This window comes from Phycisphaerales bacterium (genome assembly GCA_035627955.1).
Lineage (GTDB): Bacteria > Planctomycetota > Phycisphaerae > Phycisphaerales > UBA1924 > JAEYTB01.
In genome coordinates, this window is record DASPKU010000005.1 from 21286 (window position 1) to 47075 (window position 25790).

A 25790-nucleotide genomic window follows, 5' to 3' on the forward strand; every position below is an offset into this window, starting at 1 on the left:
AGCCGCCGATGCGAGCAGTACGCGCCATCCTCTGCAGCACCGTCACGAGCGTTGCGGCGGGTCTGCTGCTCGCCGGTTGTGTCACCGAGTCTGCGGGTCCTTCGCGGGGCGTGCGGGTCAGTCCCAGCGCGCCTCCGACGAATCAGCCCTCGCGCGCACCCGCGGGTCCGCAGCGGCCACAGCCCAGCGCTCCTGTTACGCTGCCGGCTGGGCCGATCGCCAGCCCAGCGCTCACCAGCCGAACCACGCTGTCGCGCATCGAGGTGGGCGTGGTGCCCTACGGCGTGGTGCGCAACGATGGCCAGTCGCTGCCGCTGGTGTCGCCCGACGGGCGGTTCATCGCGGTGCAGGAGGGCGAGGCGCCGACGTGGGAGGTGATCCTCGCCGAGCCCGGCGCGGCTCCGCCGATGCGGACCGTGATCAGCGTCTACCAGGTCGGCGAGCGCGAGCTGACGTGCGTGAGCCCGGCGCAGCCGCTGGCGACTGGGCTTGTGCTCGGGCGGGCGAGCGACCACGAAGGGTTCCTCGTCGAGGCGCCGCAGGCGGACGGCTCGCGCTGGATCGGGCGTGTGGAGTGGACGGGCGGGCTCGAATGGCTGGTGCAGGGGAACATGGTGAACTCCAGCGCGGTGCTGACGCCGCGGGGGGACCTGGTGTACGTGCGCCGGCCGATCGAGGGCGACTTCAACGAGCTGGTGGTGCTCTCGCGGGGCGGGCAGCCGTCCGTGCGGTCGGGCGACGGCGGGTCGTACGAGTTCCCGATGTGCACCAGCGACGTGAGCCTGGTGTACGCGCTGCGATTGACAGAGAAGAGCGGGATCGAACTCGAGGCGATCCGCCTTGACCGCGGCGGCGCCCTCGACGGCCCCGCGCGACTGACCTCAACGGTGTCCACGAAGGTGCTCCAGCCCAAGGCCGACCGCTTGCAGGCGTACCAGATCACCGCGGGCGTGACGCCGCCGATCGCCAGCCGCGGCGGTTTCAGCGGGGGCGAGTCGGCGCTCGCGCTCTTTCACCCGCGGATGGGTCGCGTTGCGGCTTTTCGGCTGGAGACGGGGCAGTTCGAGCCGCTCGCGGGCGGCTCGATGTCGGCGATCCCATCACAGGACGCGGCCCGGCCCGGGTTCTACTGCACGACGCCGGAAGGCCTGGTGTTCCAGCCGACGCTCGACAAACCCGCGCAGGGCGAGACGCCGACCATCCGCGTGCTGCCCTCTCCCTACGTCGGACGGCGGCTCGCGGGCACGCCCGAGTCGATGATGCTCTTTGGGCCCGTGAAGGGGAAGGCCGACGAGTTGGAGGTGGTCAAACTGGTGATCGGGCCGCCGACCGCGCCTGAGCCGGCCGCGCCGCAGTGACCGGTGCAGTTCTCGGGCGGGCGGTCCGCCGGCTCGAATCCACCGGCACCGCGGCGACTAATCTTCTTTCTCGTGCACCCTCTGCTACGTGAACTCGGCGCCCGCGTCGACGCCTGCATGCCCGCCGACCGGCGGCGGCTGACGGGGCGTCTGCACGGGCTGGGCCGGGTCCTCGCGGCGGCTAATGGTCAATCAGGCGGCGAGCTGCCGCCCCAGGTGGCGGCTTTCACGACTGACCTGGAGCAGGCGGAGGCGCGCCTGGCGCAGCGGCGAGCCCGCGTGCCGGTGATCCACTACCCCGAGGACCTGCCCGTCTCGCAGAGGCGGGAGGAGATCAAGCGGGCCATCGCCGAGCACCAGGTGGTGGTGATTTGTGGCGAGACCGGCTCGGGCAAGACAACGCAGATCCCCAAGATCTGCCTGGAGCTGGGGCGGGGTGTGACCGGGATGATCGGCCACACGCAGCCGCGGCGCATCGCGGCCCGCAGCGTGGGGCAGCGCATCGCCGAAGAGCTGGAGACGCGCTTGGGCGACCTCGTCGGCTACAAGGTTCGGTTCGGGGACAAGACGAGCCCCGGCACGTTTATCAAGCTGATGACGGACGGCATCCTGCTGGCGGAGACGCAGGGCGACCGCAACCTCGAGCAGTACGACACGATCATCATCGACGAGGCGCACGAGCGCAGCCTGAACATCGACTTCCTGCTGGGGTATCTGCGGACGCTGCTGCCGCGCCGCCCGGACCTCAAGGTGATCGTGACGTCGGCGACCATCGACCCGCAGCGGTTTGCGGACCACTTCGCGGGGCCGCGGGGGCCGGCGCCGATCATCATGGTCTCGGGCCGCACGTACCCGGTCGAGGTGCTGTACCGCCCTCCCGTCGCGGAAGAGAAGCTCGACGAGCTCGACGAGGACATGCAGCGGGCGATCCTGCACGCCGTGGACGAGGCCGCGAGCTATGGGGATGGCGACATCCTGGTGTTCCTGAGCGGCGAGCGGGAGATCCGTGAGACGGCGGAGCTGCTGAGCAAGCACCACGTGCCGGGGTCGCCTTCCACGGCCATTCTGCCGCTGTACGCCAAGCTCTCGGCCGAGGAGCAGATGAAGGTCTTCCAGCCGCACACGGGGCGGCGGGTGGTGCTGTCGACCAACGTCGCGGAGACGTCGCTGACGGTGCCGGGCATCCGCTACGTGGTGGACGTGGGCTTCGCGCGGATCAACCGCTACTCGCCGCGGACGAAGGTGCAGCGGCTGGAGATCGAGCCGATCTCGCGGGCGAGCGCCGACCAGCGGATGGGCCGGTGCGGGCGCATCGGGCCGGGCGTGTGCGTTCGGCTGTACGCGGAGGAGGACTACACGACGCGCGGGCAGTACACCGACCCCGAGATCGTGCGGGCGAACCTGGCGAGCGTGATCCTGCAGATGGCCGCGCTGCGGCTGGGGGACGTCGAGCGGTTCCCGTTCATCGATCCTCCGGACCCACGGGCGATCCGCGACGGGTACGAGACGCTGCACGAGCTGGGCGCGGTGAACGAGAAGCACGAGCTGACGCCGCTGGGGCGGGACCTCGCGCGCCTGCCCATCGACCCGCGGATCGGCCGCATGATCCTCGCAGCTAAGCGCGAGGGCTGCCTCGAGGACGTGCTGGTGATCGCCTCGGCCCTCTCCGTGCAGGACCCGCGTGAGCGGCCGATGGAGAAGGCGGACCGCGCCGACGAGGTGCACGCGGAGTTCAAGGACCCCTCGTCGGACTTCGGCGGGTACCTCAAGCTGTGGGCGGCGTACCACGACCGCAAGCGGCACCTCTCGGGCAGCAAGCTGCGGAAGTGGTGCAAGGAGAGTTTTCTATCGTTCGTGCGGCTGCGCGAGTGGGAGGACATCCACCGGCAGCTGAGCGAGCTGATCCAGGGGATGCAGGACCAGGACGGGCAGCGCACGGGTGGGCGAAGTGAGGGCGGTGCTGGGCGACGCGGCGAGCGCGGCGGTGGGGGGCGTGACGGGCGGGGCGGGCGCGGCGAGCGCGGGGAACGTGGCGGCCCGCGTCACCAGCGGCAGCCGGCGATGGCCGTGGAGTCGCGCGGGTCTGCGGCGCCGCCGGCGCGCGGGCGCGAGCGGCATAACGGCGGCCCTGAGCAGCAGGCACGGTCGAGTGCACCCGCGTCGAGCGCCGTCGCGCAGCTCGACCAGACGCAGCAGACGCGGTACAACCGCCTGCACCGGGCGCTTCTCACTGGCCTGCTGGGCAACATCGGATTCAAGACCGAGACCGGCGAGTACGCGGCGGGCCGCGGCGTGAAGTTCAACATCTTCCCGGGCTCGGCGCTGTTCAAGCAGGGGCCAAAGTGGGTGATGAGCGCGGAGCTGGTGCGCACGACCAAGCTGTACGCGCGCACCGTCGCGGGCATCCTGCCGGAGTGGGTGGAGGAGCTCGGAGCGCACCTGGTGAAGCGCACGTACTCCGAGCCGCACTGGTCGCGCCAGGCGGGGCGGGTGCTGGCGTATGAGCGGGTAACCATCAACGGGCTGGAGCTCGTCGCGCGCCGGCGCGTGCACTATGGGCCCATCGACCCGGTCGCCAGCCGCGAGATCTTCGTGCACCACGCGCTCGTCGAGGGTGACCTCGACACGCGGGCCCCCTTCTACTCGCACAACCAGGGGCTGGTGGAGCAGGTCAGGGAGCTGGAGATCAGGAGCCGCCGCAGCACGCTGCTGGCGGATGTCGAGCAGCGCTTCCGGTTCTATGACTCGCACATCCCCAGGGACATCCTGACCGCCGGCGCGTTTGAGCGCTGGCGTTTCGAGGAGACCAAGAAGAACCCGCGCCTGCTGTTCATGAACCTCGAGGACCTGATCGCGCCAGACGCGTCGCTGCCCACGCGCGACCAGTTCCCCGACGAGATCGACGCCGGGCCCGTCGTGCTGCCGGTCGTGTACCGCCTGGAGCCGGGGCACGAGGCCGACGGCGTCACCGTGCGCATCCCGATGGAGGCCCTCGGCCAGCTCGGCCCCGAGCGCTTCGTGTGGCTGGTGCCCGGGCACCTGCAGGAGAAGATCGACACCATCATCCGCGGCCTGCCCAAGGAGTTCCGGCGCGTGCTGCCGCCGGCCGCGGCCCTCGCGCAGCGGTGCATGACGGACCTCACCTTCGGCGAGGGCTCGCTCATCGACCGTCTGCGCGAGTGCATCCTGAGGGCGACCACCGTCGAGGTCCCGCGCGAGGTGCTCGCGGCGGTGCCGCTGCCGCCCTACCTGCGCATGCGTTTCGAGGTGATCGGGTCGGACGGCAAGGTGGTGGCCGCGGGGCGTGACCTGTCGGAGATCAAGGCCCAGCTGCGGACCGAGCTCAAGACGGGCCTGCTCGCAAGCGAAAAGACGTACACGCGCGAGGGTATCAGGGAGTGGAGCTTCGGCGACCTGCCCGAGCGGGTCGAAATCGACCGCTTCGGCGTTGCGTTCGCGGCGTTCCCAGGGATCGTCGACCAGGGCAAGGCGGTGGCCCTCAAGCTCTTTGACACCTTTGACGCCGCCCAGCTTGCAAGCCGCGCCGGCACGCGCCGCCTGTTCATGTTCGAGGCGAGCGAAGAGCTCAAGCGGCACACGATGTACATCCCGGGCGTGGAGAAGATGTCCCTCCAGTACGCCACCCTGGGAACGCCGCAGCAGTTCAAGGAGCTGCTGAAGGAGCTCATCGCCGACCGCGCCTTCATCGGCGACCAGCTGCCCGTGCGCACGGAGAAGGAGTTCGCCTTCCGCGTGGGCGTTGGCATCGATCGCCTGGGGGCCGCACGTGAGGAGGTGACTGCCCTCATGGGCACGGTGATGACGGCGTACCAGGCCGCGAAGTACGCGGTGGACCACGCGAGCAAGGCCCCCGCGTTCCAGGCCAACCTTGATGATGTGCGCGATCAGCTCGGCGCCCTCACGCCCCCCAGCTTCCTCGTGAGCACCCCCTACGAGTGGCTGCGGCACTACCCGCGGTACCTCCAGGCGATCCAGCTGCGCGTGCAGAAGATGACCGGCCCCGGCCTGCAGCGCGATGCCCGGAATATGGCGGAGATCGTCCCCCTGTGGAAGGGGTACTTTGAGCTCGAGAAGCGCCGCAAGGAGCTGGGCCTGAGCGAGAGCAAGATTATCGAGTACCGCTGGATGGTGGAGGAGCTGCGCGTGTCGCTCTTCGCGCAGGAGCTCCGCACCGCCGTCCCCGTTTCGGTGAAGCGCCTGCAGGAGCTGTGGCAGGCGATCGTCAAGGGCGCGTGACGCCGGCGGCCACCCGATGCGGCGGTGGATGCCGTTCACCGCAGGGGCGAGCTCCTACCGTTTCGCCGCCGCATGATCCAGGTCCTGCTCATCCTGCTGTTCGGCTCGATCTACCTGTTCGACTGGCAGGGCAGCGAGGGCGTGCTGGACCTGCCGCCGGGCGAGGTGCTTGCATGGCTGCTCGCGCCGCTCGCGGCCATGTGGGGCGTGTTCCAGGCGCTGTGCGTGCGGTGGGGGCGGCTGATTGACCGCAAGGGCAGCTACTCCGCCGTGCGGATGGCGGACACCACGATGCTGGCGCTGCGGCTGCTGGCGGGGGCGTGGTGGGGGTTCTGTCTGTTCGCGTTCGGATCGCTCGCGACCGTGCGCGGCCTTGTGGGCGACTTCATCATCGTCGACGAGCTGGCGACGATGCTCCCGGTGCTGCTGTTCTTCGCGGCGACCTGGTGGTCGCTGTACCCGCTGGAGCTTCGAATTCGCGAGGCCCTGCTGCTGCGCGAGCTCAACAACGCCGAGGGCACGCCCGTGCACCCGCCGCTCACCCGGGGGCAGTACGTGTCCTCGTGCCTGCGGCACCAGGCGATGCTGTTCCTGGCGCCGCTCACGATGATGATGGCCTGGCATGAGACGCTCGCGATGCACGTGGGGGAGTGGATCGTGCGCGAGTGGCGGGGTCAGGCCGAGTGGCTGCTGCCGGTTGTGACCTACGCGGGCATCATCGCCATCCTGATTACGTCCCCGGCCGTGATCCGGCGCGTGTGGGACACCGTGCCCATCGGCGACGGCCCCCTCCGCGAGCAGATGCGGGCGATGTGCAGGCAGTACCGAATCCGGGTGCGCGGCCCGCTGCTGTGGCGCACGCACGGAGCGATGGTGAACGGGGCAATCCTGGGCATCTTCTGGCCGCTGCGGTACATGCTGCTGAGCGACGCTCTGCTCGAGCGGCTCAACGCCGATCAAGTGGAGGCGGTGATGGCCCACGAGGTGGCGCACGTGCGGCGTCGGCACCTCATCTGGCTGGCGGTGTGCGTCATCTCGGCGGTGCTGGTGCTGGCGCTGGTGCTGGGAACGATAGTGGAGGGGTTCCATATCCGCGTGCTCAGCCCCACGACGCTGTCGGTGATCATGGGGCTGATGGGCATCGCCGGGGCGGGCACGGTGTTCGGCCTGGTAAGCCGCCGCTTCGAGTGGCAGGCGGACGCGTTCGCCGTGCAACACTTGACGCGTACGCGCGAGCATGAGGCCGCAGCGGTGACGGCGGGTGCGGTGGGGGTGATGTCCAGCGCCCTGCAATCCGTCGCCGACCTCAACGGCATCGACCCCGAGCGGTTCACGTGGCGGCACGGCTCGGTGCGCGAGCGGCAGCGGCGGCTGGCAACGCTGATCGACCGGCCGGTGGACGCCCTGCCCATCGACCGGCAGGTGAAATGGATCAAGATCGCGGCCGTGGTGGGCATCATCGCCTCCTTCGTGCCGTTCCTGCTCGGGGGGGCGTCATGAGCCTGACGGCGGCGGAGCAGCGGGTGTGCGGCATCATCTCGGGGCGGCACGCGGCAATGGTGGAGCAGCTGCGGCAACTGGTGAACATCCCCACGGGGCCGGGATCGGCAGGCGGGCTCGATGAGACGCGGGGGCTGTTGACGGAGCGGTTGGCGAAGCTTGGCGCCGCTGTGGAACTCGTCCCCGGTGACCCCAAGCCCACGTGGCTGGATCCTGAGGACCGCGGCAGTGTTCCGCCCACGGCGGTGTGCCGCCGGCCTCGCACGACGCCGCACCTGCCGAAGGAGCACCGCGCCGGTGTGTTGTTGTGTGGGCATCTCGACACCGTGCACCACGCCTCTTCCTCGTTCCGCGAGCTGTCAATCTCCCCTGATGGTCGCACCGCCACCGGTCCAGGCTGCGTCGACATGAAGGGCGGGCTGCTCGTGGGCGCGACAGCGCTGGAAGCGCTCGAGGAGGCGGGCGTGGCCGCGGGGTGGGGGTTCATCATGAACTCCGACGAAGAGACGGGGAGTTATCACTCAGACACGGCACTCCAAGCCGAGGCCAAGCGCGGGTACCGGGAGGGATTGGTGCTGGAGCCCGCGATGGCCGACGGCGGGCTCGTCACCGAGCGCCCCGGCAGCGGCCAGTTCATGATCGAGACACGCGGCAGGGCGTCGCACGTGGGGCGCGACTTCGGCGCGGGCGTGTCGGCGGTGAACGCGCTGGCCGCGTGCATCCTGCGGGTGTCGCAGCTGGTGGACACCTCGCGGGGGCGGATCGTCAACATCGGACCGCTCCAGGGCGGCGTCGCGGCCAACGTCGTCCCCGACCTCGCCCGCGCGTGGGGCAACGTTCGCTTTCCCACCTACGAGGCCGGCGAGGAACTCGGCCGAGCGCTCGAGGCGATGGAGACCGCGCCTAGCGAACTGCCGGGGGTGAAGGTCTACCGCAGCTTCAACAGGCCCGCCAAGCCGCGCACACCGCAGGTCGATGCACTTGCGATCCACGCACGCTGGGCCGCCGAGGCGCTCGGCCAGCAGCTGCCCTTCGGCAAAACCGGCGGCGTGTGCGATGGGAACAACCTGCAGGCCGCGGGGCTGCCGACGATTGACACGCTGGGCGTGAGGGGTGGGGGGCTGCACACGCCGCAGGAGTGGATCGAGCTGGCGAGCCTGGTGGAGCGGGCGCAGCTGCTCGCGGTACTGATTATGCGTCTATCGCAGTGAATAGCAGCGTGCGGGCACGGCCCGAAGACGGATCGTGCCACCCCGACCTCTCACAGATGAACTCCCCTCACCCGGTAAGCCGATGGACGCTGCATAAACTCGCGTCAGCACAGGAGCAGCAATGACCCAGGCCCCCGCCCAGCAGCCCGCCCGCCCCAGCACTCCCAATAGCTCCAGCTCGTCGGCCACGGCGCAGACCTTGGGCGACCAGCTGCACCACAGCCCGGCGGTGAAGGCCGCGGCGGCGGCGATGGTGGCGGAGCTGCGGGCCAAGTCGGCGCAGATCACCGACGTGCGGCCGCCCCGTCCCGAGCTCAAGCAGACCTACGACGCGCTGATGGCGCGGGCCGCGGCGGTGCGCGGGCGGGCGCTGCTGTACCCCTACCTCGGCTCTGGCCTGGGCAACGGCGCCCTGGTGGAGCTCGCCGACGGGTCGGTGAAGTGGGACATGATCTGCGGCATCGGCGTGCACTTCTTCGGCCACAGCGACCCGGAGCTGGCGGAGCTGGGCGTGCTCAGCGGCATGGACGATGTGCTCAAGCACGGCAACCTCTCCAGCAACTTCGAGCCCTACGCGTTCATGGAGACGCTGCTGAAGGAGGCCGGGAAGAACAGCAGGCTTAAGCATTGCTACCTCAGCACCAGCGGCGCCATGGCCAACGAGAACGCCCTGAAGGTGTGCTTCCAAAAGAACGCGCCGGCGCCGCGGGTGATCGCGTTCAAGGACTGCTTCATGGGGCGGAGCACGACCATGGCCCAGATCGGGGACACCCCGGACTACCGCCAGGGGCTGCCGCTGAACGTGCTCGTCGATTACATGCCGTTCTACAACGAGCACGAGGCGAAGCGCGTGGGCGAGGCCAGGCACATCGACGGGGCCGTCAAGCAGCTCACCGAGTACCTCGACCGCTACCCCGGCCAGCACGCGTGCTTCATCTTCGAGCTCGTGCAGGGCGAGGGCGGGTTCAACCCCGGCACGCGTGACTACTTCAAGGCCCTGATGGAGGTGTGCAAGGCGCGCAAGGTGATCGTGTGGGACGACGAGATCCAGACCTTCGGCCGCCTGCCCACCATGTTCGCCTATGAGTACTTCAACCTCGGCGAGTACGTGGACGTCTTCTGCGTGGGCAAGATGACGCAGGCGTGCGCCACAATGTGGACCGAGGAGATGAACCCCAAGGGCGGGCTGCTCAGCGGCACCTTCACGGGTGAGGGTGTCTCGTTCCGCATGGGCCAGCGCGTGATGGAGCGTCTGCGCGACGGGGGTTACTACGGGCCGCAGGGCTCCATCGCCCGCCACCACGCGCTTTTCCGTGAGCAGGTGCAGCAGCTGATCGCCAGGCACCCCGCGTGGTTCCCCGCGGTGGAAGGTCAGTCCGAGCTCGTGGGCGGCCTGGGCGGCATGATGAAGTTCACGCCCTTCGGCGGGCGCAAGGACAAGATCAACGCCGTGTGCAAGGCGTGCTTCGAAGAGGGCGTGATCCTCTTCTACTGCGGGCATGGGCCGTACCACGTGCGCATGCTGCCCCCGCTGGGGGTGATGAAGGATGCCGACTGGGCGCGCGTGTTCGCGTGCATCGAGAAGGGCCTGGCCAAGGTCGCGGGCTGATCCGGGGGGCGGCTCACCGCTCGGAATGAGCGCCGTTCCCCTGCGGGGGCCGCACGTGCGGGTGTGTGGATTCTGTGTTATGTCACATCACCCGCGCGGGTGATCGCGCGGTCGACAGTCATCCCACGCGTTGGGCATCGCTGCGCGGATCGATCAAATTTCTGTGTCGCGGCACTCGCTTGCACTCATGAATGCGCAACTCTTCTCCACATCAGTGCTAGAGGCCACGCGCTGGGGTGCGGCGCTCATCCCGGCGCGCGGCGCCCGCGCCGTCTCTCATCCCCGCGATCTGGTGCATAGAACCCACGAACCCGGGGACTTACCGCCCCTCGATCGGCGGGTATCGACCAGCTGGGTTAAACGCCCCCATGTCCCGCATGAGTGGGAAGTTAGGGACCACGTAGCCGCCCGGTTCCCGTATGGTGCCTCCGCACGACTGAGGCGGCGTTTATCGGAACTTGAGCTCGCCAAGAGCTTGGACCGAGAGCCCCCAAAGACCCGAGAGGCGGGTAGTGAACCTGTGCCGGTAAGGATGCTGGTGCGGTTGCTGCGGCCTCCAGAAGACAGTGAGAGTTGGCCGGGCGTACCGGTGAGGGGTCTTAGGGGCCGATGTTTCGCAGACTCGTCTTGGTTGTGCTGATGAGGAGTCTGTGATGATGAATCTCAAGTCCAAGGGCCAGGCCGCGGTCGTGGCGATGGTGCTCAGTGCCGGGACGGCGCTGGTCGCCCCCCTCAACCTGGCATCGCCCGCGGCGGCGCAGCTCAGCGGCACTCGTGTGCCCGCGGCGCCCAGCAGCATCGCGGCGACCGTTGATTCCACCGGTCTGGTCCGTGTGACCTGGCAGGACAACTCGAACAACGAGCTCGGCTTCCGCCTGGTGCGCGAGACCCGCCGCACCAACGGCAGCTGGACGACGTCCGCCAGCTACACCCTGGGCGCCAATGTGGCGCTCTACACCGAACGCCCGGGCACGGGCACCTTCCGCTACAAGGTCCGCTCGTACAACTCGCGCGGCAACTCCTCGTACACCTCCGCCGCGACTGTCACGGTGAACGGCACGGCAGGCACCACCACGCCCCCGCCGCCGCCCCCGCCCCCGACCTCTCCGCCCCCGCCCCCGCCCCCGGATGACACCACTGCGGTCCCCGCGGCCCCGACGAACTTCGCGGGCACGCCGGACGGGACGGGTCGCATCAACCTGACCTGGACCGACAACTCGAACAACGAGACCGCGTTCTGGATCGAGCGCACGCCCGCCTTCGGCGGCAACGGCATCATCGAGATCCCCGCGGACTGGACCGCCTGGGGCGACACGCCCGGGGCCGGCACTTTCCAGTACCGGATGCGTTCGCGCAATGCGAACGGCACCTCCGCGTACACGCCGTGGATCACCGTGAACTCGAGCATCCAGGCGCCCGCGGTCCCCGCGGCCCCCACGAACTTCACGGGGACGCCCGACGGCCAGGGCGGCGTGACGCTCGCGTGGACCGACAACTCCGACAACGAGACCGCCTTCTGGATCGAGCGCACGCCCGCCTTCGGCGGCAACGGCATCGTCGAGATCCCGGCGGGCTGGACCTCCTGGCGCGACACCCCCGGCGCCGGCACGTTCCAGTACAAGATGCGCTCGCACAACGGCAACGGCGAGTCGGCGTACACGTCGACGATCACCGTGAACTCCACGGTGGGCAGCACCCAGCCGCCTCCTCCGCCCCCCCCGCCCCCGCCGCCCAGCGGCACCTTCCCCGTGCTCCCTGCGGGCACGGGCTTCACCAGCGCCTCGCCGGAGCCGGGCGTGCAGGGGAGCGCCGGCCAGCTCGGCTACACCGCCAAGGCGATCGCCCGCTGGGACGTGGTCCCCTACCAGACCATCACGGGGAACTACAACATCGGCGTGGTGGCCTTCCACCTCTCGGGCATCAACCGCGTTGAGTTCTCGCTGAACGGCGGCGCGTGGACCTCCGTTTCGAGCATGGCCCTCAACCCCACCAGCAATGTGTGGGAGTACACGGCCACCATCAACGCCTCATCGCTGCCCGACGGCCCCTTCGAGGTCCGGGCCCGCGTGATCCCCAACGTGGGCGTCCCGCGCGTGCTCCAGGACAGCACGGGCACTGACCTTGGCGACAAGGCCCTGCGCCTGTACGCCAACGCTGGCGGCACGCTGCCCAATACCAACCGCACCGTGTACGTCTCGCCCAACGGCAGCGACACGGTGGGCAACGGCACGTCCTCGCTGCCCTTCTGGAGCATCCGGCGCGCCATCACCCACCTAGCGGCGCAGAACAGCACGGGCGCGGTCGAAGGCGCAACCGTGTACCTCATGCCCGGCATGTACACCATTCCCAACACCGGCTCTGACGGTGCGGCGAACCGCTGGTTCACCATCGAGGGCGCCCCGGGCACCAGCCGCAGCCAGGTGGTGATCACCACCGGCGGGGAGACCGTGTCCCAGCGCAAGCTCCGCGTGCGGAACCTGACGCTGCGGCAGCTGGCGAACACCACGCTGCTCACCCAGCCCAGCGACCCGTACGGCAACCACTTCTGGATCGACAACGTCGACATCGAGGGCCTGGGCTACATCGGCTCCACTACGTCCTGGATCCAGGCGGTGGCGAGCGGGCCGACCATCCCGGTCTGGTACACCGACGTCAACATCCGCAACACCATGCACACGGGCCTGAACCAGTACGTGATCATGGCGCGCAACATCAGCGCTCAGGACATCGGCGCCGACTTCAGCAACATGCGTCGCCTGATGGTCAACTGCTCGGTCAACCACATGCGGTACAACTCGGGCGTCCACCCCGACGTCGTGCAGGTGCCGGTGGAGGCCATCGAGAACATGATCATCTTCGGGCTCAAGGCCACCGACGTCGCCTGCCAGGGCATCACCCTCGGCAGCGGCACGCAGCCTGTGAAGAACGTGGCGATCGTCAACGTCCTGCTGGACAAGATCGCGACCGATCCCCAGGCGCAGTGGATGGGCGGCGGCAGCGTCACCGACCACTACCTCTGGTGGAACGTGACCTGGAACAACTACGCCGTCATGTTCAACGGCAACAACATCACCAACTTCAGCGTCCGCAACTGCGTCATGCCGCAGAAGAGCGACACCAGCACCATGAACTACCCGGGCTTCAACGCCGAGAACAACCACGTGACCAACGGGCAGTACCTGTTCGGCACGAACTGCACCTCGGGCAACCCGATGTTCACCAGCAGCACCGACTTCCACCCGATGAACGGGTCGCCGCTGACCAACCGCGTCACGACCCCGCTGGTCCCCGTCGACCTTGACTGGCGACCGATCAGCACCTCTTCGGGCGCTGCCGCCATCGGCGCCTTCCAGAAGCGGTAATATTCGGGGGCCCCGGACGGCCCGCGACTATGACCACCCTTCAGCATGAACCCAACCGCCAGGCCGGAACACTCCGGCCTGGCGGCTTTTTTGGCTGGACCCCCGGCGAGCGCATGCGCCTGGCCATGAAGGCCAGCGCCGTCTCGGCCGGCGGGTTCGCTCTGATGCAGGTCCTGCGTTTCGTGCAGAACCTGTACGTTGCCGACCAGATCAGCGTCAGCGCCTACGGGCAGGTGGGCCTGGTGATGCTGGTCATCTCGGGCCTGATGCTGCTGTCGGATATCGGCATCGCTACGAACGTGGTGCAGAGCCGGCGCGGTGACGACCCGGTCTTTCTCAACACCGCTTACTCCATGAACGTCGTGCGTGGGGGCGCGCTGTGGCTCATCGCCGCGATCATCGCCTTCCCCTTCGCTGCGTCGAACCACAACCCTGATCTGGTTGGCATGCTGGTCATCGCCGCGAGCACGACGTGCATCCGTGGTCTCTCGAGCTCGGCCCTATGGACCGCCACCCGCCACGTCCAGATGCACAAGATCACCGCGCTGAATGTGGGCAGCGAGGTCATCGGGTTCATCGTCGCGCTCGTGTGGGTCTGGCAGTCCCCCACCGCGTGGGCACTGATCGGCGGCAGTGTCGCGGCGGCCTCGGCTTTCGCGATCGGAAGCTTCTTCATGGGCCAGCGCCCGAAGCTGGAGTGGGAGAGCGCGGCCGCGCGGGAACTGATCTCCTTCGGCGTCTGGCTCTTCCTGTCCACGGCCACCTACTTTGCCGCGAGCCAGGCCGAGCGACTGCTGCTGGGTTGGACCGTGACAAAGGATGAGCTGGGCTGGTTCACCATGGCCTTCATGCTCGCCTCCGCCCCCACGCGGGCGATCCAGCAGCTCTTCGAGCAGGTGTTCTTCCCGCTCGTCTCGCGCCTATGCCGCGACGACCCGGCGCGGGCCATGCTCCAGTTCCGGCGCGTCAAGCTCATCGCCTTCGGCCTCGCCTGCGGCGCGGCCATTGTGTGCATCCTCGGCGGTCCATTTGCCGTGGAGAAGCTGCTGGACGACAAGTACAAGCCGTCCGGCTGGATGCTGCAGCTCCTGGGCTTCAGGGCGGCGCTGGACATCCTCATGGGCCCGACCGTGAACATGCTGTTTGCTTCCGGTCAGTCCAAGTTCGCGGCCACCGGCAACGTCATGCGGCTGGCGGTCCTGGCGCCCGGTCTCTGGATCACCCTGCGTTACTTCTCCCTCCGCGAAGCGGTGTGGGTTCTCACACTGGCACCGTTGGCCGGCTATGCCGCGACGCTGCACGCAGTCCGCCGCCACCTTCGCGCCGCGTTCACGCTCGAATGGGTCACCATGATCGCGCTCATTTTCCTTGGCGGGGCGCTTGGCCTCATGTACAAGTGGATGACCTGAAGGGGGGACGCGATGCACACCAGGCTGCTGCCGCGCCTGATCATGCCCTATACCCGGCGCGAACTGCCGGGGTGGGGGCGGCTTCTCGGGCTGGCCGGCGCGTACCGCCATGAGGACTGGAAGGGCGCGGGGACGGTGCAGGTCCGTGACAAGTGGCACGGGTACCTCATGACCCTTGACCTCGCCGACGCCTGGGACCGCACGGCCTACTTCCTCGCCCGCTACCACGAGCTGCCCTCGCAGCTGCTGATGCGCGAAGCCCTGCGGCCGGGCGACACCTTCGTGGACGTGGGCGCCAACACCGGCAAGCTGACGCTGCTGGGCGCGGGCTGCGTCGGGCCGCGCGGTCGCGTGTACGCGTTCGAGCCCAACCCACACCTGTTCGCACGCCTGACTGCCGACGTTCATGCCAACCACCTGAATCACGTGCACCTGCACCCCGCCGGCCTGGGCGATGCGCAGGCCGAGCTCGTTCTCAAGGTTCTGGGCGGCGAGGGGCTGCTGGGCACCTTCGCCGAGCACGCCGGTTCAGAGGATCAACCCGTCACGTCCGAGCACCGCGTGCAGGTCCTGCCCGGGGACGAGGTCCTGGCAGACGCACCCGACGCGCCCATGGCCATCAAGATCGACGTCGAGGGGTTTGAGTGCCGCGTGCTCAAAGGGCTCACCCGCACCCTCTCCCGCCGCCCGCTCGTTCTGACGGAAGCCGTACCGCAGTGGCTCGAGCGTGCGGGCTCCAGCATCGCGGAGCTGTTCGAGCTCATGACCTCCCGCGGCTATTCCGCCTCTGCCATTGGCGCGGCACGCAGGCCACTTCAGCACCGCCTGACCTTGAGGCCTGTCGCGGCCGCCGGCGACCTGAGGGACACCGACCTTCTGTGGATTCACCCGGAATCGCCGTTCGCGAAGCGCATCCGGGGCGAGTGTTTCCTGCCTGCGTGAGGCGATGCAGCCGGCCGGCTGCGGCCAAGTGCAGCACGTGCAACGGGTTATCGCCACGCCCTCCGCCGCTATTCAGCCTTCGTACGGCGGATATCCTGACGATCGCCGCACCATGCCCCGGGGAGCCCCGAACCGCTGCCGCTTCCGCCACGTCGTACCCGATACTCGAAGACGAACGCCGGCTCATGAAGATTCTGAGCCGGGATGGGCGAACGTAGGGCATGATGAGGGTCCAATGAGCAGCCGCGACGTTCAGCCACTCGTTGCCGTGATCCTGCCGCTCTTCAATGCGCGGCCCTACTTCCGCGCCGCTGTCGAGAGCGTGCTCAACCAGACGTACCGCGAGCTCGACGTCATCGTCGTCGACGATGGCAGCACCGACGGGTCTCTGGAAGTGATCTCCGATATCCGCGACTCCCGCCTGCGGACTGTTCGGCAGCCCAACTCTGGCAAGCCAGTGGCCATGAACCTCGCGCTCTCGATGACCGATGCCGAGTTCTACGCCATCAACGACGCCGACGACCTCAGCCACCCCGAGCGCATCCAGCGGCAGGTGGACTGCTTGCGTCGGAACTCCGATGTGGCCGCGGTGTTCAGCGGGCACGACATCATTGTGAGCAATCAGCGGCACGCCCCCCAGTTCCGCCCGCGTACGCGGGAGGAGTGCCGCGAGGAGATCGAGTGCCTGCGCATGCCAGCGCACGACCCCACGGCGCTCTGGCGGCTCAGCATGGTCCGGCACTTCAGTTACGAGCCCAGCCTGCCGGGGGTTGAGGGGTACGACTACATCCTCCGCGTGGGGGAGCAGTTCCCAATGCTGGTGCTTGGTGAGTGCCTGTATTCCTACCGTGTGCACCCCGACTCGATCACCAAGCGGGCGCCGGTGGAGCGTGAGCGGCGTGTCCGGGAAGTCCTCAGGCGGGCGTGCGAGCGCAGGGGGGCCAACCCCGAGGAGGTTCTGGGCCCCGCACCCGGTCCGGGAACGTATTCCAGGCTGCGCAACCGCGATCTGGACAACAACCTGGCGGCACACTTCATCGAGAGCGTGCTGGACCTGCGTTCTCATGGCAGAGTGATGGAGGCGATCCGGACGGGAATCGCCTGCGGGAAGTTCCACCCCACCGACCCTCACTACCTCAAGGCCCTCGCCTATGCCCTCCTCCCGTCGGGGTTCATCGCGAAGGTCCGATCACGGAAGAAGCCCAAGAGCGTGAGCTGGCCCACAACCCCCGCCATGGCTCACGCCGGTTGAGAGAGAAATGGACCCCCTGCCGATCACCATCATCCTCACGCTCGCGGCTTGCGCCGGGGCGCTGATGCTCCGCCCCGGCGCGGCGCTGGGCATGATCATCGCCTCGATGTTCCTGTGGCCGGAGTACCTCCGCGTGCCGGTCGGGATCGCCCAGATGTCGGTCCCCCGCATGGCCGCGCTCGTGCTCTACCTCCGGCTGGTGCTCAGCCCGGGGGACAACCCCCCGCGCTTCCGCTGGGCCGACGCGATGGTCATCCTCTTCTACCTGTGGATGGTCGCGGCCAATCTGATCGCCGGCACGCCGGTGGACAAGTTCAAGACGGTGGTGGGTTCGGGCTTTGACACCGTGCTGATGTACCTGATGGCCCGCAAGGTCTTCGCCGAGCCCGGCGCGGTCAAGGGCATCGTCAAGGGCTTGGCGGTATGCGTGCTGATCATGGCCCCGCTTGGGGTGCTGGAGAACGTGCTGCGGTTCTCGCCCTACATCCCGTTCCTATACCGCGAGGGCATCCGGATGGACGGCGGCGGCAGCGAGATCCGCCTTGGCATGCGCCGCGCCTTCGCCAGCACGGAGCAGCCGATCTTCTTCGGCATGGGCATGCTGCTGGTGACGGGTCTGCTGTTCAGCTTCCGGCGCGTGTTCGAGGCCCGGTGGACCTACCTCGCCGTGCTGGGCGCCGGCGTGCTTGCGATCCTCACCAGCCTTTCGAGCGGGCCGTGGTCGGGGCTGTTCGTGCTGGTGTGCCTCAACGCGCTGTTCTGGATGCCGCAACTGATCAAGCCCGGCCTGATCGCGACCACGCTGCTGCTCGTCGCGGTGGAGGTGCTCTCCAACCGCCACTTCTACCACCTCATCGACTACCTCGCCCTGGACAAGGGCAACGCCGGCGCGTACTACCGCAGCCGCCTGATGGAAGTCGCGGTCAAGTACCTGCCCAACTACTGGGCGGTGGGCTACGGCGGCAAAACCCTCGACAACTGGGGCCCCGACATTGACGGTCGCACCATCGTGGACATGGTCAACAACTACGTGCTGCTGGCGGCCTCCGGCGGGGTGCTCGCGGCCCTGCTCTACATCGGCGTCAAGATCGCCGCGCTGGTCACACTGATCAAGTGCTACCGCCAGGGCGAGCCCGCGGTCAAGGCTGTCGCGTTCGGCCTTGCGAGCGTGCTGATCGCGCTCTCCTTCAGCGAGCTTTCCGTGGGCCTCTTCGGCCCGCCCCTTCTGCTGAGCTTCATTACCCTTGGCATGTCCATCAGCTGCGCCGAATGGCTGGAGCTGCGGGCCCGCACCCGCCAGATGCGAGCGCCGGCCCGGCGCCTCGCAGTGGAGCCGCTCGAGGGCGTGCCCGCCACGGCGGAGGCGGCACCATGAGCCGACCCATCCGCGCCCTGTACAGCTTCGCCGGCCGCCTGGGACGCACCGGAATCGGCGTCACCGCGTGGAACCAGCTGCGCGGCCTCGTCGACGAGGGCATCGAGGTCCACCTTTTCTGCGGCACATGCGAGCGCGACGTGCCCGGCGTCAGCAGCATCACCCAGACGATGAAGCCCGCCGGCTTGCGTATCCCATATCGCGTGCTGGGGACTCAGCGCGCCTGGGGCTGGCACGACTGGTTTACGGCTCGGGCCGTGCGGCGTGGGCTCAACATCGACCTGGTGCACGCCTGGCCTCTGGGGGCGCGCCGAACCTTCGAGGCGGCGAAGGCGCGCCGAATCCCAACGCTGCTGGAGCGGCCGAACACGCACACTGGGTTCGCTTTCGAAGTAGTGGGGGAGGAGCTGCGGAAGTTGGGCCTGGAGCTCCCGCACGACCACTCGCACCGCGCCGACCCGCGCCGGCTCGCGGTCGAGGAGGAGGAGTACCGGATGGCGGAGCACTTCCTCTGCCCCTCGGAGTTTGTCGCTTCGACGTTCATCCAGCGAGGATTCCCGGCCGCCCGCATCTCGCGGACGCAGTATGGGTACGACCCGCGGGAGTTCTGGAGCCAGCCGCAGCGCCCGGCAGGGCCGCTCACCTTCGGGTTCGTCGGCAGCTGCGAGCCCCGCAAGGGCCTGCACCTCGCCCTGGAAGCCTGGAGCCGCTCACGCGCCCGCGAGGCAGGCCGCTTTGTCATCTGCGGCCGCTTCGTCCCCGGTTACCGCGAAAAGCTCGAGCCCTACCTCAAGGACCCCAGCGTGCAGGTGATCGGCTACCGCAGCGACGTCGGCGCCACGATGCGCGAGTGCGACGTGCTGGTCCTGCCATCGATCGAGGAGGGCAGCGCGCTGGTCACCTACGAGGCCCGCGCCTGCGGCTGCGTGCTCATGGTCTCTGACGCCGCGGGCGCCCGCTGCGAGCACATGGTCAACGGCCTCGTGCACACCGCCCGCAACGTGCAGCAGCTCCGCGAGCACTTCGACCTGCTCGCCGACAGCCCCGACCTGCTCGAGCAGCTCCGCCAGGCCAGCCTCGCCGGGGTCGGCAACCTCACCTGGAGCGCCGCGGCCAGGCGCCTCGTGTCCGTCTACCGGACCATCCTCGGGCGCGAGCCCCAGGAGCATCGGGACCACTACGTGCCGCGCGAGCGGGAGCCGGTGGTGCAACGGGAGACGGTGGCGTGACGAGCATGACGGCAGTGCGCGCGCATGATGTGCAGACGCCCGGCTGGACGTGGGCGGCATGCCCGCTCTGCGGCGGGCGCGAGCACCAGCTGCTGTTCGAGTCGCGCAACCGCCTCTTTGGGACCGACGACGTCGCGTGCCTGCGCCGCTGCCGCTGCGGGATGTGCCTGACAAACCCACAGCCCACCGACGAGACCCTCGCCCGCCTCTACGACACGCAGGAGTACTACACCCACGCCGGCGGTGGCACCTTCAAGGAGCGCCTCCGCGAGCGCACCCGCCGCTGGCAACTCCGCGGCCCGCTCGCCGCCCTCCGCCTCCGCGCCGAGCGCACCCGAGACGTCAGCCGCTTCACCAGCCGCTTCGCCCCCGAGCACTTCCCGCTCTCGCGCGGGCTCTCGCTGCTGGACTTTGGGTGCGGCGCCGGCGACATCGCTGTGCTGGGTATCGGCCTTGGCATGCGGGTGCTGGGCATCGAGCCCGACCGACAGGCACAGAAGGCCGCGGCGTCCCGCGGCGTGCGCGTGGTGCCCTCGCTCGACGCGGCGCCCGCCGAGCGGTTCGACCGAATCATCATGCGGCACGTCCTTGAACATGTCCCCGACCCCGTCGGCATGCTGCGGACCCTCGGCGGCCGTCTCGCCACCGATGGCCGCATGCTGGTCGCGGTGCCCAACGTGGACGCCCACCAGGCGCAGGTCTACGGCGAGCACTGGATCGGGTACGACATGCCGCGGCACCTGTGGCACTTCTCGGTGGCGACGCTCCGGCGGACGGCGGAGCAGGCCGGTCTGAGGGTGGTATGGATGGGCACGGTGGAGCTCGCCGGCTTCGCGCAGAAGTCGCTGGAGAACACGCCGGCCGATCGCCGCGCCGCAGCAGCGGCCCAAACCTGGTCCGCCCGGGAAGTCGAGCAGCAGGGCAGGGGCACCGAGATCGTTTGCGTGCTGGAGGGCGCGCTGGGCCGATGATCGAAGCAACGCGATGAACCCCGAACTGTCCATCCTGATCGTCAGCTACAACACGCGGGACATCACCCTCGCGTGCCTCGAGTCGGTGTACGCGCAGACCCGCGACACCAGCTTCGAGCTGATCATCCTCGACAACGCCTCGACGGATGGCTCCGCAGACGCGATCGCCGCCCGCTTCCCACAGGCCACGCTCATCCGCAGCACCGACAACCTCGGCTTCGCCGGCGGCAACAACGCTGCGGCGCAACACGCCACCGGCACCTACCTGCTGCTCCTCAACCCCGACACTGTCGTGCTCGACGGCGCCATTGACCGGCTCATGGCCTTTGCCAGGGCCAACCCCGCGGCCGGCATCTGGGGCGGCAGAACCCTCTTCCCCGACGGCACCGTCAACACAACCTACTGCTGGAAGCGCCAGACGCCCTGGAGCGCTTTCTGCTGCGGCACGGGCCTGCAGTCGGTGTTCCGCGGCAGTCGCCTGTTCGATCCCGAAGCCATGGGCGCGTGGAACCGCGAGCAGACGCCGGAGGTGGACATCGTGTCCGGCTGCTTCCTGCTCATCACCCGCGCGCTGTGGGACGACCTCGGCGGCTTCGACCCCGCGTTCTTCATGTACGGCGAGGAGGCCGACCTCTGCCTTCGCGCCCGCGCCCACCGCGCCCGCCCGCGTATCACCACCGACGCAACCATCATCCACCTGGGCGGCGCCAGCGAGAAGGTGCGTTCTGACAAGCTCGTTCGGCTGCTGAAGGCCAAGACGCTGCTGATCCGCCGCCATTGGTCGCCCGGCGCCGCCCGCTTCGGCGTCGCCATGCTCACCCTCTGGCCCTGGTCGCGGGCCGTGGCGTGGAAGCTGCTCGCGCCCATGCGAGGCCAGTCCGGGCGCGACTCCGCCGCCAGCTGGTCCAGCGTGTGGTCGCGCCGTCGCGAATGGCTCGATCAGCCCGACGCTCCCATCCAGCCGCGTGCGAAAACCTCCGCGCGCCTCCCGGAGCCCACCCATGCCTGAGCGCCGCAAGCGCATCCTGGCCGTGGCCTCCAGCGGTGGGCACTGGGTGCAGCTCCGCCGCCTCCGCCCCGCGTTCGAGGGCTGCGACGTCGCGTACCTGACGACCGACGCGGGCCACAAGGACCAAGTCGGCCCCGCCCGCTTTTACGTCACGAAGGACGCCAACCGCTGGAACAAGGTGGCCCTCGCCCTCAGCGCCCTCAAGGTGCTCTGGGTCGTGCTCCGCGAGCGACCCGACGTCGTCATCTCCACCGGCGCCGCCCCCGGCTACTTCGCCCTCCGCTTCGGCAAGCTCCTTGGCGCCCGCACGCTGTGGGTGGACAGCATCGCCAACGTCGAGGAGCTCTCGATGTCCGGCCGCATGGCCAGCGAGAAGGCCGACCTCTGCTTCACCCAGTGGTCGCACCTCGCCTCCACGAAGGTCCGCTACGAGGGGGCCGTGCTGTGATCTTCGTCACCGTCGGCACCCAGCTCACCTTTGACCGCCTCATCAAGGCCGTGGACGACTGGGCCGCCGCCCGCGCCCGCACCGACGTCTTCGCCCAGATCGGCCCCAGCGAGTTCAAGCCGCGCCACATCACCGCGCAGCAGTTCATCACGCCGCAGGAGTGCGACCGCCACATGCGCTCCGCCGACGTGATCATCGCGCACGCCGGCATGGGCTCGATCCTCACGGCCCTGGAGCTCGGCAAGCCCATCGTCATCATGCCCCGCAAGGCGTTGCTGGGCGAGCACCGCAACGACCACCAGCTCGCCACCGCCCGCCGCTTCGCCGAGATGGGCACCGTCACCGTCGCGATGGACGAGCGCGAGCTTGTCGAGAAGCTCGATGCGTTAGGGCAGCTCGGGGCCGCCCCCCGCATCAGCCCCTTCGCCTCCGACCGCCTCATCGGCGCGGTCAGCGCCTTCATTCATGGCGAACCAATCCCCGTCGTGAAGCCTACTCCTGCAGCGGCTTCTGTCATGGAGAGCGTCAACGCGTGAGCCAGGCCCCCGCCATCCCGGTCCAGCCCTCCCCCGTCTCCGCCCCGCCCCCCGCCACCATCGCGGCCACGGCCGACGGCGTCGTCTGCTTCGCCGCCGTGGACTGGTGGTACCACAACCGCGGCCACAGCGAGTGCCAGATCATGTCTCGCCTCGCAAGGCGCGTCCCCGTGCTCTGGGTCAACAGCATCGGCATGCGCGCCCCCACACCGGGCAAAACCGAGCTCGTGCTCCACCGCTACGTCCGCAAGCTCAAGAGCACGGTCAAGGGCCTCCGCCGCGACGAGGCTACGGGCATGTGGGTCTACAGCCCGCTGTTCATCCCGCGCTACAACCCGCGCATGGTCGAGCTCAACGGCCGCCTCGTCGGCCTCCAGGTCTCAACCCTGCTCCGCAAGCTCAAGATCAAGCGCCCCGCCGTCTGGGCCACCGTCCCCACCTGCGCCCCGATGGTCGAGCGTCGCCGCTGGGCCGCGTCAGTGTGGAACCGCTCCGACGAGTTCTCCGCCTTTCCCGAGGCGGACGCCAACCTGATCGCCCCCCTCGAGCAGCGCCTGCTCAAAGCCTGCGACAGCGCCGTCTACGTCAACCGCATCCTTTTTGAGCGTGAGCGCCGCAGCGTCAAGGCCGCGGAGTTCATCGGGCACGGCGTCGACTTCAATCACTTCGCCTCCGCCCGCCCGGATACCAAGCCGCCCGCGACGATCCCCGACGAGCTCAAGGACCTCCCCCGCCCCCTCGTCGGCTTCTACGGCGCCCTCGACGACTACACCGTGGACCTCGAGCTGCTCATCAAGGTCGCCCGCCACATCCGCCCCGCCACGCTCCTCATCATCGGCCCCAAGGCGATGGACATCTCGCGCCTCGTCGCCGAGCCCAACGTCAAGTACCTCGGCCCCGTGCCTTACGCCAAGCTCCCGCACTACGCGGCCCAGTTCGACTGCGCCCTCATGCCCTGGCTTCAGAACGACTGGATCAAGGGCTGCAACCCCATCAAGCTGAAGGAGTACCTCTCCCTCGGCTTCCCGGTCGTCTCCATCCGCTTCGCCGAGCTCGAGCGCTACGAGCACCTCGTCTACGGCGCCGACTCGCACGATGAGTTCCTCACGCAGATTGGCCGCGCCCTCAAAGAGAACAACCCGCAACTCGTCGAACAGCGCCGCGAGTCCGTCCGCAACGACAGCTGGGACGCCCTCGCAGACAAGGCCGCGTCGCTGCTGGGCCTCAACCCGCACCAACCCCACCACACCGGAGGGCCCCGCTGATGTGCGGCATCGCCGGCTACATCGACTTCAACGCCCCGCCCAGTGACGACGTCCTCCGCGCGATGGCCCAGACCATCCACCGGCGCGGCCCCGACGCTCAGGGCACGCTCATCGACGGCCCGTGCGGCCTCGCCCACCGCCGCCTCTCCATCATCGACCTCGCGGGCAGCCCCCAGCCCATGCAGGTCCCCGCCAGCGACGTGAGCCTCACGTTCAACGGCGAAATCTACAACTACCAGGACCTCCAGAAAGAACTCCGCGCCGCGAACGTCCCCCTCAAGTGGAGCGGCGACACCGAGGTCCTCCTCCGCTTCGTTGAGCGCGAGTGGGAGAAAGCCCTTCCGCGCTGCGACGGCATGTTCGCCTTCGGCGCCTGGCAACGGCGCCAGCAGAAACTCCTCCTCGCCCGCGACCCGCTCGGCAAGAAGCCGCTCTTCTACTGCACGCCCGAGCCCGGCCTCATTGTCTTCGGGTCCGAAATCAAGGCCCTGCTCGAGCACCCCGCCGTCACCGCAAAGCTCGACCTCGACGCCCTCCGCCAGGTCGTCCGCTTCCGCGCCGTCTACGGCGACCGCTCCCTCTACGAGGGCATCCGCCAGATCGAGCCCGGCTCCTGGCTCGAGTTCTCCCGCGACGGCGTCCGCACCGGCTGCTTCTACCACCTCGGGCGCGAGGTCGAGCGCGCCGCCGAATCCATCCGCGGCCTCGGCGATGTCCAGCTTCAGACCCGCTTCGGCGAGATGATCGAATCCGCTGTGCGCAAGCGCCTCATCGCCGACGTCCCCGTCGGCGCCTTCCTCTCTGGCGGCCTCGACTCCAGCGTCATCGTCGCCCTCATCCGCTCGCTCCGCGCCCGCGACGCCGAGGTCCGCACGTTCTCCGTCGGCTTCGCCGGGGATCAGCACAGCGAGCTGCCCTACGCCAGGCAGGTGGCCGACGCGATCGGCACCACCCACACCGAGGTCGCGCTCCACGAGAAGGACTACGCCGACCTCTTCGCGCAGATGACCGCCTGCCGTGACGCGCCCCTCAGCGAGCCCGCCGACCCCGCTATTGCCCGCATGAGCGAGGTGGCCAAACAGTCCGTCAAGGTCGTGCTCTCCGGCGAAGGCTCCGACGAGGCCTTCTGCGGCTACCCCAAGTACACCCTCGCCAAGGCGCCCAGCCTCCTCCGCGCCGGCGTGCGAACCATCGGCCCCGAGCGTGCCGCCGCCCTCGCGGGCGCCCTCGGCCTTGACCGCCGGCGGGCCCTCGTCGCCGCCCGCGCGTTGGGCCTGCCCAGCGAGATCGACCGACTTTCGCAGTGGTTCAGCTACCTTGACCGCGCCGCGCTCCAGTCCCTCCTCCCCGGTATGGGCTGGAGCGCCGACACGTGGTCGCGCACCACCCAGCCCCACACCGCCGCGCTCGCGATGAGCGACTGGCAGGGCAACCTCCGCCGCATGCAGGCCGTCGATTGCCTCACATGGCTCCCCGGCAACCTGCTCGAGCGCGGCGACCGCATGACCATGGCCGTGGGGCTCGAGATGCGAGTCCCCTTCCTCGACAAGGCCCTCGTGCCCTTCGGCATCGCCCTGCCCGACCATCTCAAGATCCGCGGCCGCAAGGGCAAGTGGATCGTGCGCCAATGGGCACAGGAAAAGCTCCCGCCCGCCATCCTCGCCCGCCGCAAGTGGGGTTTCCGAGTCCCCCTTGCCCATTGGTTCCGCGGCCACCTCCGCCCCATGCTCTTCGACTACCTCCGCAACCCCCGCGGCCTCTGCGGCACCTACGCCGACCGCCAGCAGGTCGAGTCACTGCTCACCTCCCACGACTCGGGGCAAACGGACGCCAACCTCGCACTCTGGACGCTCCTGGGGGCAGAGGTCTGGTACCAGGACGTGTTCCTGCCGCGCCTCGGCGTGCATTCAAACGGCACGCCCGAGATCCACCGCGCAGCGACACCGGCAATCGTTTAACATCCGTCTGTGCCGTTGTTGCCGTCTGCGCAACGGCTTACGGATCCGCGGGCCCCGCACATCTCCCTTCTCTCCCACCAAGTCGCCATCCAGGTGGCA

Annotated in this window: 17 protein-coding genes; all 17 read left to right on the plus strand. The window is 68.9% G+C overall.

Translation table 11 applies throughout. The features are described 5' to 3' along the window. Nucleotides 1–8: 8 nt before the first annotated feature. Complete coding sequence (locus tag VD997_04340) at nucleotides 9–1358, plus strand: hypothetical protein (GenBank protein HYE61204.1); 1350 nt, start codon at nucleotides 9–11, stop codon at nucleotides 1356–1358. Between the two features lie 72 nt (nucleotides 1359–1430). Continuing rightward, nucleotides 1431–5615 carry an ATP-dependent RNA helicase HrpA gene (hrpA, locus tag VD997_04345; GenBank protein ID HYE61205.1) on the plus strand — a complete coding sequence of 1395 codons (4185 nt, stop codon included), beginning with the start codon at nucleotides 1431–1433 and terminating at the stop codon, nucleotides 5613–5615. 72 nt (nucleotides 5616–5687) lie between these two features. Continuing rightward, a complete protein-coding gene (locus VD997_04350; protein HYE61206.1) occupies nucleotides 5688–7115 on the plus strand; it encodes a M48 family metalloprotease in 1428 nt (475 codons plus the stop codon). Next, entirely contained in the window at nucleotides 7112–8326 is a 1215-nt protein-coding gene (locus VD997_04355) for a M20/M25/M40 family metallo-hydrolase (GenBank protein ID HYE61207.1), read from the plus strand. The genes VD997_04350 and VD997_04355 overlap by 4 nt, the downstream gene beginning before the upstream one ends. 121 nt (nucleotides 8327–8447) lie before the next feature. Continuing rightward, nucleotides 8448–9935: an aminotransferase class III-fold pyridoxal phosphate-dependent enzyme gene (locus tag VD997_04360; GenBank protein HYE61208.1), complete on the plus strand. Its 1488-nt coding sequence runs from the start codon at nucleotides 8448–8450 to the stop codon at nucleotides 9933–9935. A 653-nt stretch (nucleotides 9936–10588) separates the two neighbouring features. Then, a complete protein-coding gene (locus VD997_04365) occupies nucleotides 10589–13297 on the plus strand; it encodes a hypothetical protein (GenBank protein ID HYE61209.1) in 2709 nt (902 codons plus the stop codon). Between the two features lie 113 nt (nucleotides 13298–13410). Then, entirely contained in the window at nucleotides 13411–14706 is a 1296-nt protein-coding gene (locus tag VD997_04370) for an oligosaccharide flippase family protein (protein ID HYE61210.1), read from the plus strand. Nucleotides 14707–14718: 12 nt separating this feature from the next. Further along, a complete protein-coding gene (locus VD997_04375) occupies nucleotides 14719–15648 on the plus strand; it encodes an FkbM family methyltransferase (GenBank protein ID HYE61211.1) in 930 nt (309 codons plus the stop codon). A 235-nt stretch (nucleotides 15649–15883) separates the two neighbouring features. After that, nucleotides 15884–16900: a glycosyltransferase family A protein gene (locus VD997_04380; GenBank protein HYE61212.1), complete on the plus strand. Its 1017-nt coding sequence runs from the start codon at nucleotides 15884–15886 to the stop codon at nucleotides 16898–16900. 7 nt (nucleotides 16901–16907) lie between these two features. Then, a complete protein-coding gene (locus tag VD997_04385) occupies nucleotides 16908–18275 on the plus strand; it encodes a hypothetical protein (GenBank protein HYE61213.1) in 1368 nt (455 codons plus the stop codon). Continuing rightward, on the plus strand, nucleotides 18272–19504 hold the full coding sequence (locus tag VD997_04390; protein HYE61214.1) for a glycosyltransferase family 4 protein: 1233 nt from the start codon (nucleotides 18272–18274) through the stop codon (nucleotides 19502–19504). The genes VD997_04385 and VD997_04390 overlap by 4 nt, the downstream gene beginning before the upstream one ends. A gap of 5 nt (nucleotides 19505–19509) precedes the next feature. Then, entirely contained in the window at nucleotides 19510–20475 is a 966-nt protein-coding gene (locus tag VD997_04395) for a class I SAM-dependent methyltransferase (GenBank protein ID HYE61215.1), read from the plus strand. 13 nt (nucleotides 20476–20488) lie between these two features. Then, entirely contained in the window at nucleotides 20489–21484 is a 996-nt protein-coding gene (locus tag VD997_04400) for a glycosyltransferase family 2 protein (protein HYE61216.1), read from the plus strand. After that, nucleotides 21477–21932 (plus strand): hypothetical protein, encoded by a 456-nt coding sequence (locus VD997_04405; protein ID HYE61217.1) that lies wholly within the window; start codon nucleotides 21477–21479, stop codon nucleotides 21930–21932. Before VD997_04400 ends, VD997_04405 begins: the two co-directional genes overlap by 8 nt. Further along, on the plus strand, nucleotides 21929–22468 hold the full coding sequence (locus VD997_04410; GenBank protein ID HYE61218.1) for a glycosyltransferase: 540 nt from the start codon (nucleotides 21929–21931) through the stop codon (nucleotides 22466–22468). Before VD997_04405 ends, VD997_04410 begins: the two co-directional genes overlap by 4 nt. Next, nucleotides 22465–23733 carry a glycosyltransferase gene (locus tag VD997_04415; protein HYE61219.1) on the plus strand — a complete coding sequence of 423 codons (1269 nt, stop codon included), beginning with the start codon at nucleotides 22465–22467 and terminating at the stop codon, nucleotides 23731–23733. The genes VD997_04410 and VD997_04415 overlap by 4 nt, the downstream gene beginning before the upstream one ends. Next, nucleotides 23733–25691, plus strand: coding sequence for an asparagine synthase (glutamine-hydrolyzing) (gene asnB / locus VD997_04420; protein ID HYE61220.1), 1959 nt, complete (start codon nucleotides 23733–23735; stop codon nucleotides 25689–25691). Before VD997_04415 ends, asnB begins: the two co-directional genes overlap by 1 nt. The last annotated feature ends 99 nt before the right edge of the window (nucleotides 25692–25790 follow it).

Excerpts from the sequence above, each read along its gene's own strand:
- VD997_04375 (HYE61211.1), top strand. The coding sequence starts at position 14,719 with ATGCACACCAGGCTGCTGCCGCGCCTGATCATGCCCTATACCCGGCGC.
- VD997_04380 (HYE61212.1), top strand. The coding sequence starts at position 15,884 with ATGAGCAGCCGCGACGTTCAGCCACTCGTTGCCGTGATCCTGCCGCTC.
- VD997_04350 (HYE61206.1), top strand. The coding sequence starts at position 5,688 with ATGATCCAGGTCCTGCTCATCCTGCTGTTCGGCTCGATCTACCTGTTC.
- VD997_04360 (HYE61208.1), top strand. The coding sequence starts at position 8,448 with ATGACCCAGGCCCCCGCCCAGCAGCCCGCCCGCCCCAGCACTCCCAAT.
- VD997_04390 (HYE61214.1), top strand. The coding sequence starts at position 18,272 with ATGAGCCGACCCATCCGCGCCCTGTACAGCTTCGCCGGCCGCCTGGGA.
- VD997_04400 (HYE61216.1), top strand. The coding sequence starts at position 20,489 with ATGAACCCCGAACTGTCCATCCTGATCGTCAGCTACAACACGCGGGAC.
- VD997_04370 (HYE61210.1), top strand. The coding sequence starts at position 13,411 with ATGCGCCTGGCCATGAAGGCCAGCGCCGTCTCGGCCGGCGGGTTCGCT.
- VD997_04340 (HYE61204.1), top strand. The coding sequence starts at position 9 with ATGCGAGCAGTACGCGCCATCCTCTGCAGCACCGTCACGAGCGTTGCG.
- VD997_04385 (HYE61213.1), top strand. The coding sequence starts at position 16,908 with ATGGACCCCCTGCCGATCACCATCATCCTCACGCTCGCGGCTTGCGCC.
- VD997_04365 (HYE61209.1), top strand. The coding sequence starts at position 10,589 with ATGATGAATCTCAAGTCCAAGGGCCAGGCCGCGGTCGTGGCGATGGTG.
- VD997_04405 (HYE61217.1), top strand. The coding sequence starts at position 21,477 with ATGCCTGAGCGCCGCAAGCGCATCCTGGCCGTGGCCTCCAGCGGTGGG.
- VD997_04395 (HYE61215.1), top strand. The coding sequence starts at position 19,510 with ATGACGGCAGTGCGCGCGCATGATGTGCAGACGCCCGGCTGGACGTGG.
- VD997_04355 (HYE61207.1), top strand. The coding sequence starts at position 7,112 with ATGAGCCTGACGGCGGCGGAGCAGCGGGTGTGCGGCATCATCTCGGGG.
- asnB (HYE61220.1), top strand. The coding sequence starts at position 23,733 with ATGTGCGGCATCGCCGGCTACATCGACTTCAACGCCCCGCCCAGTGAC.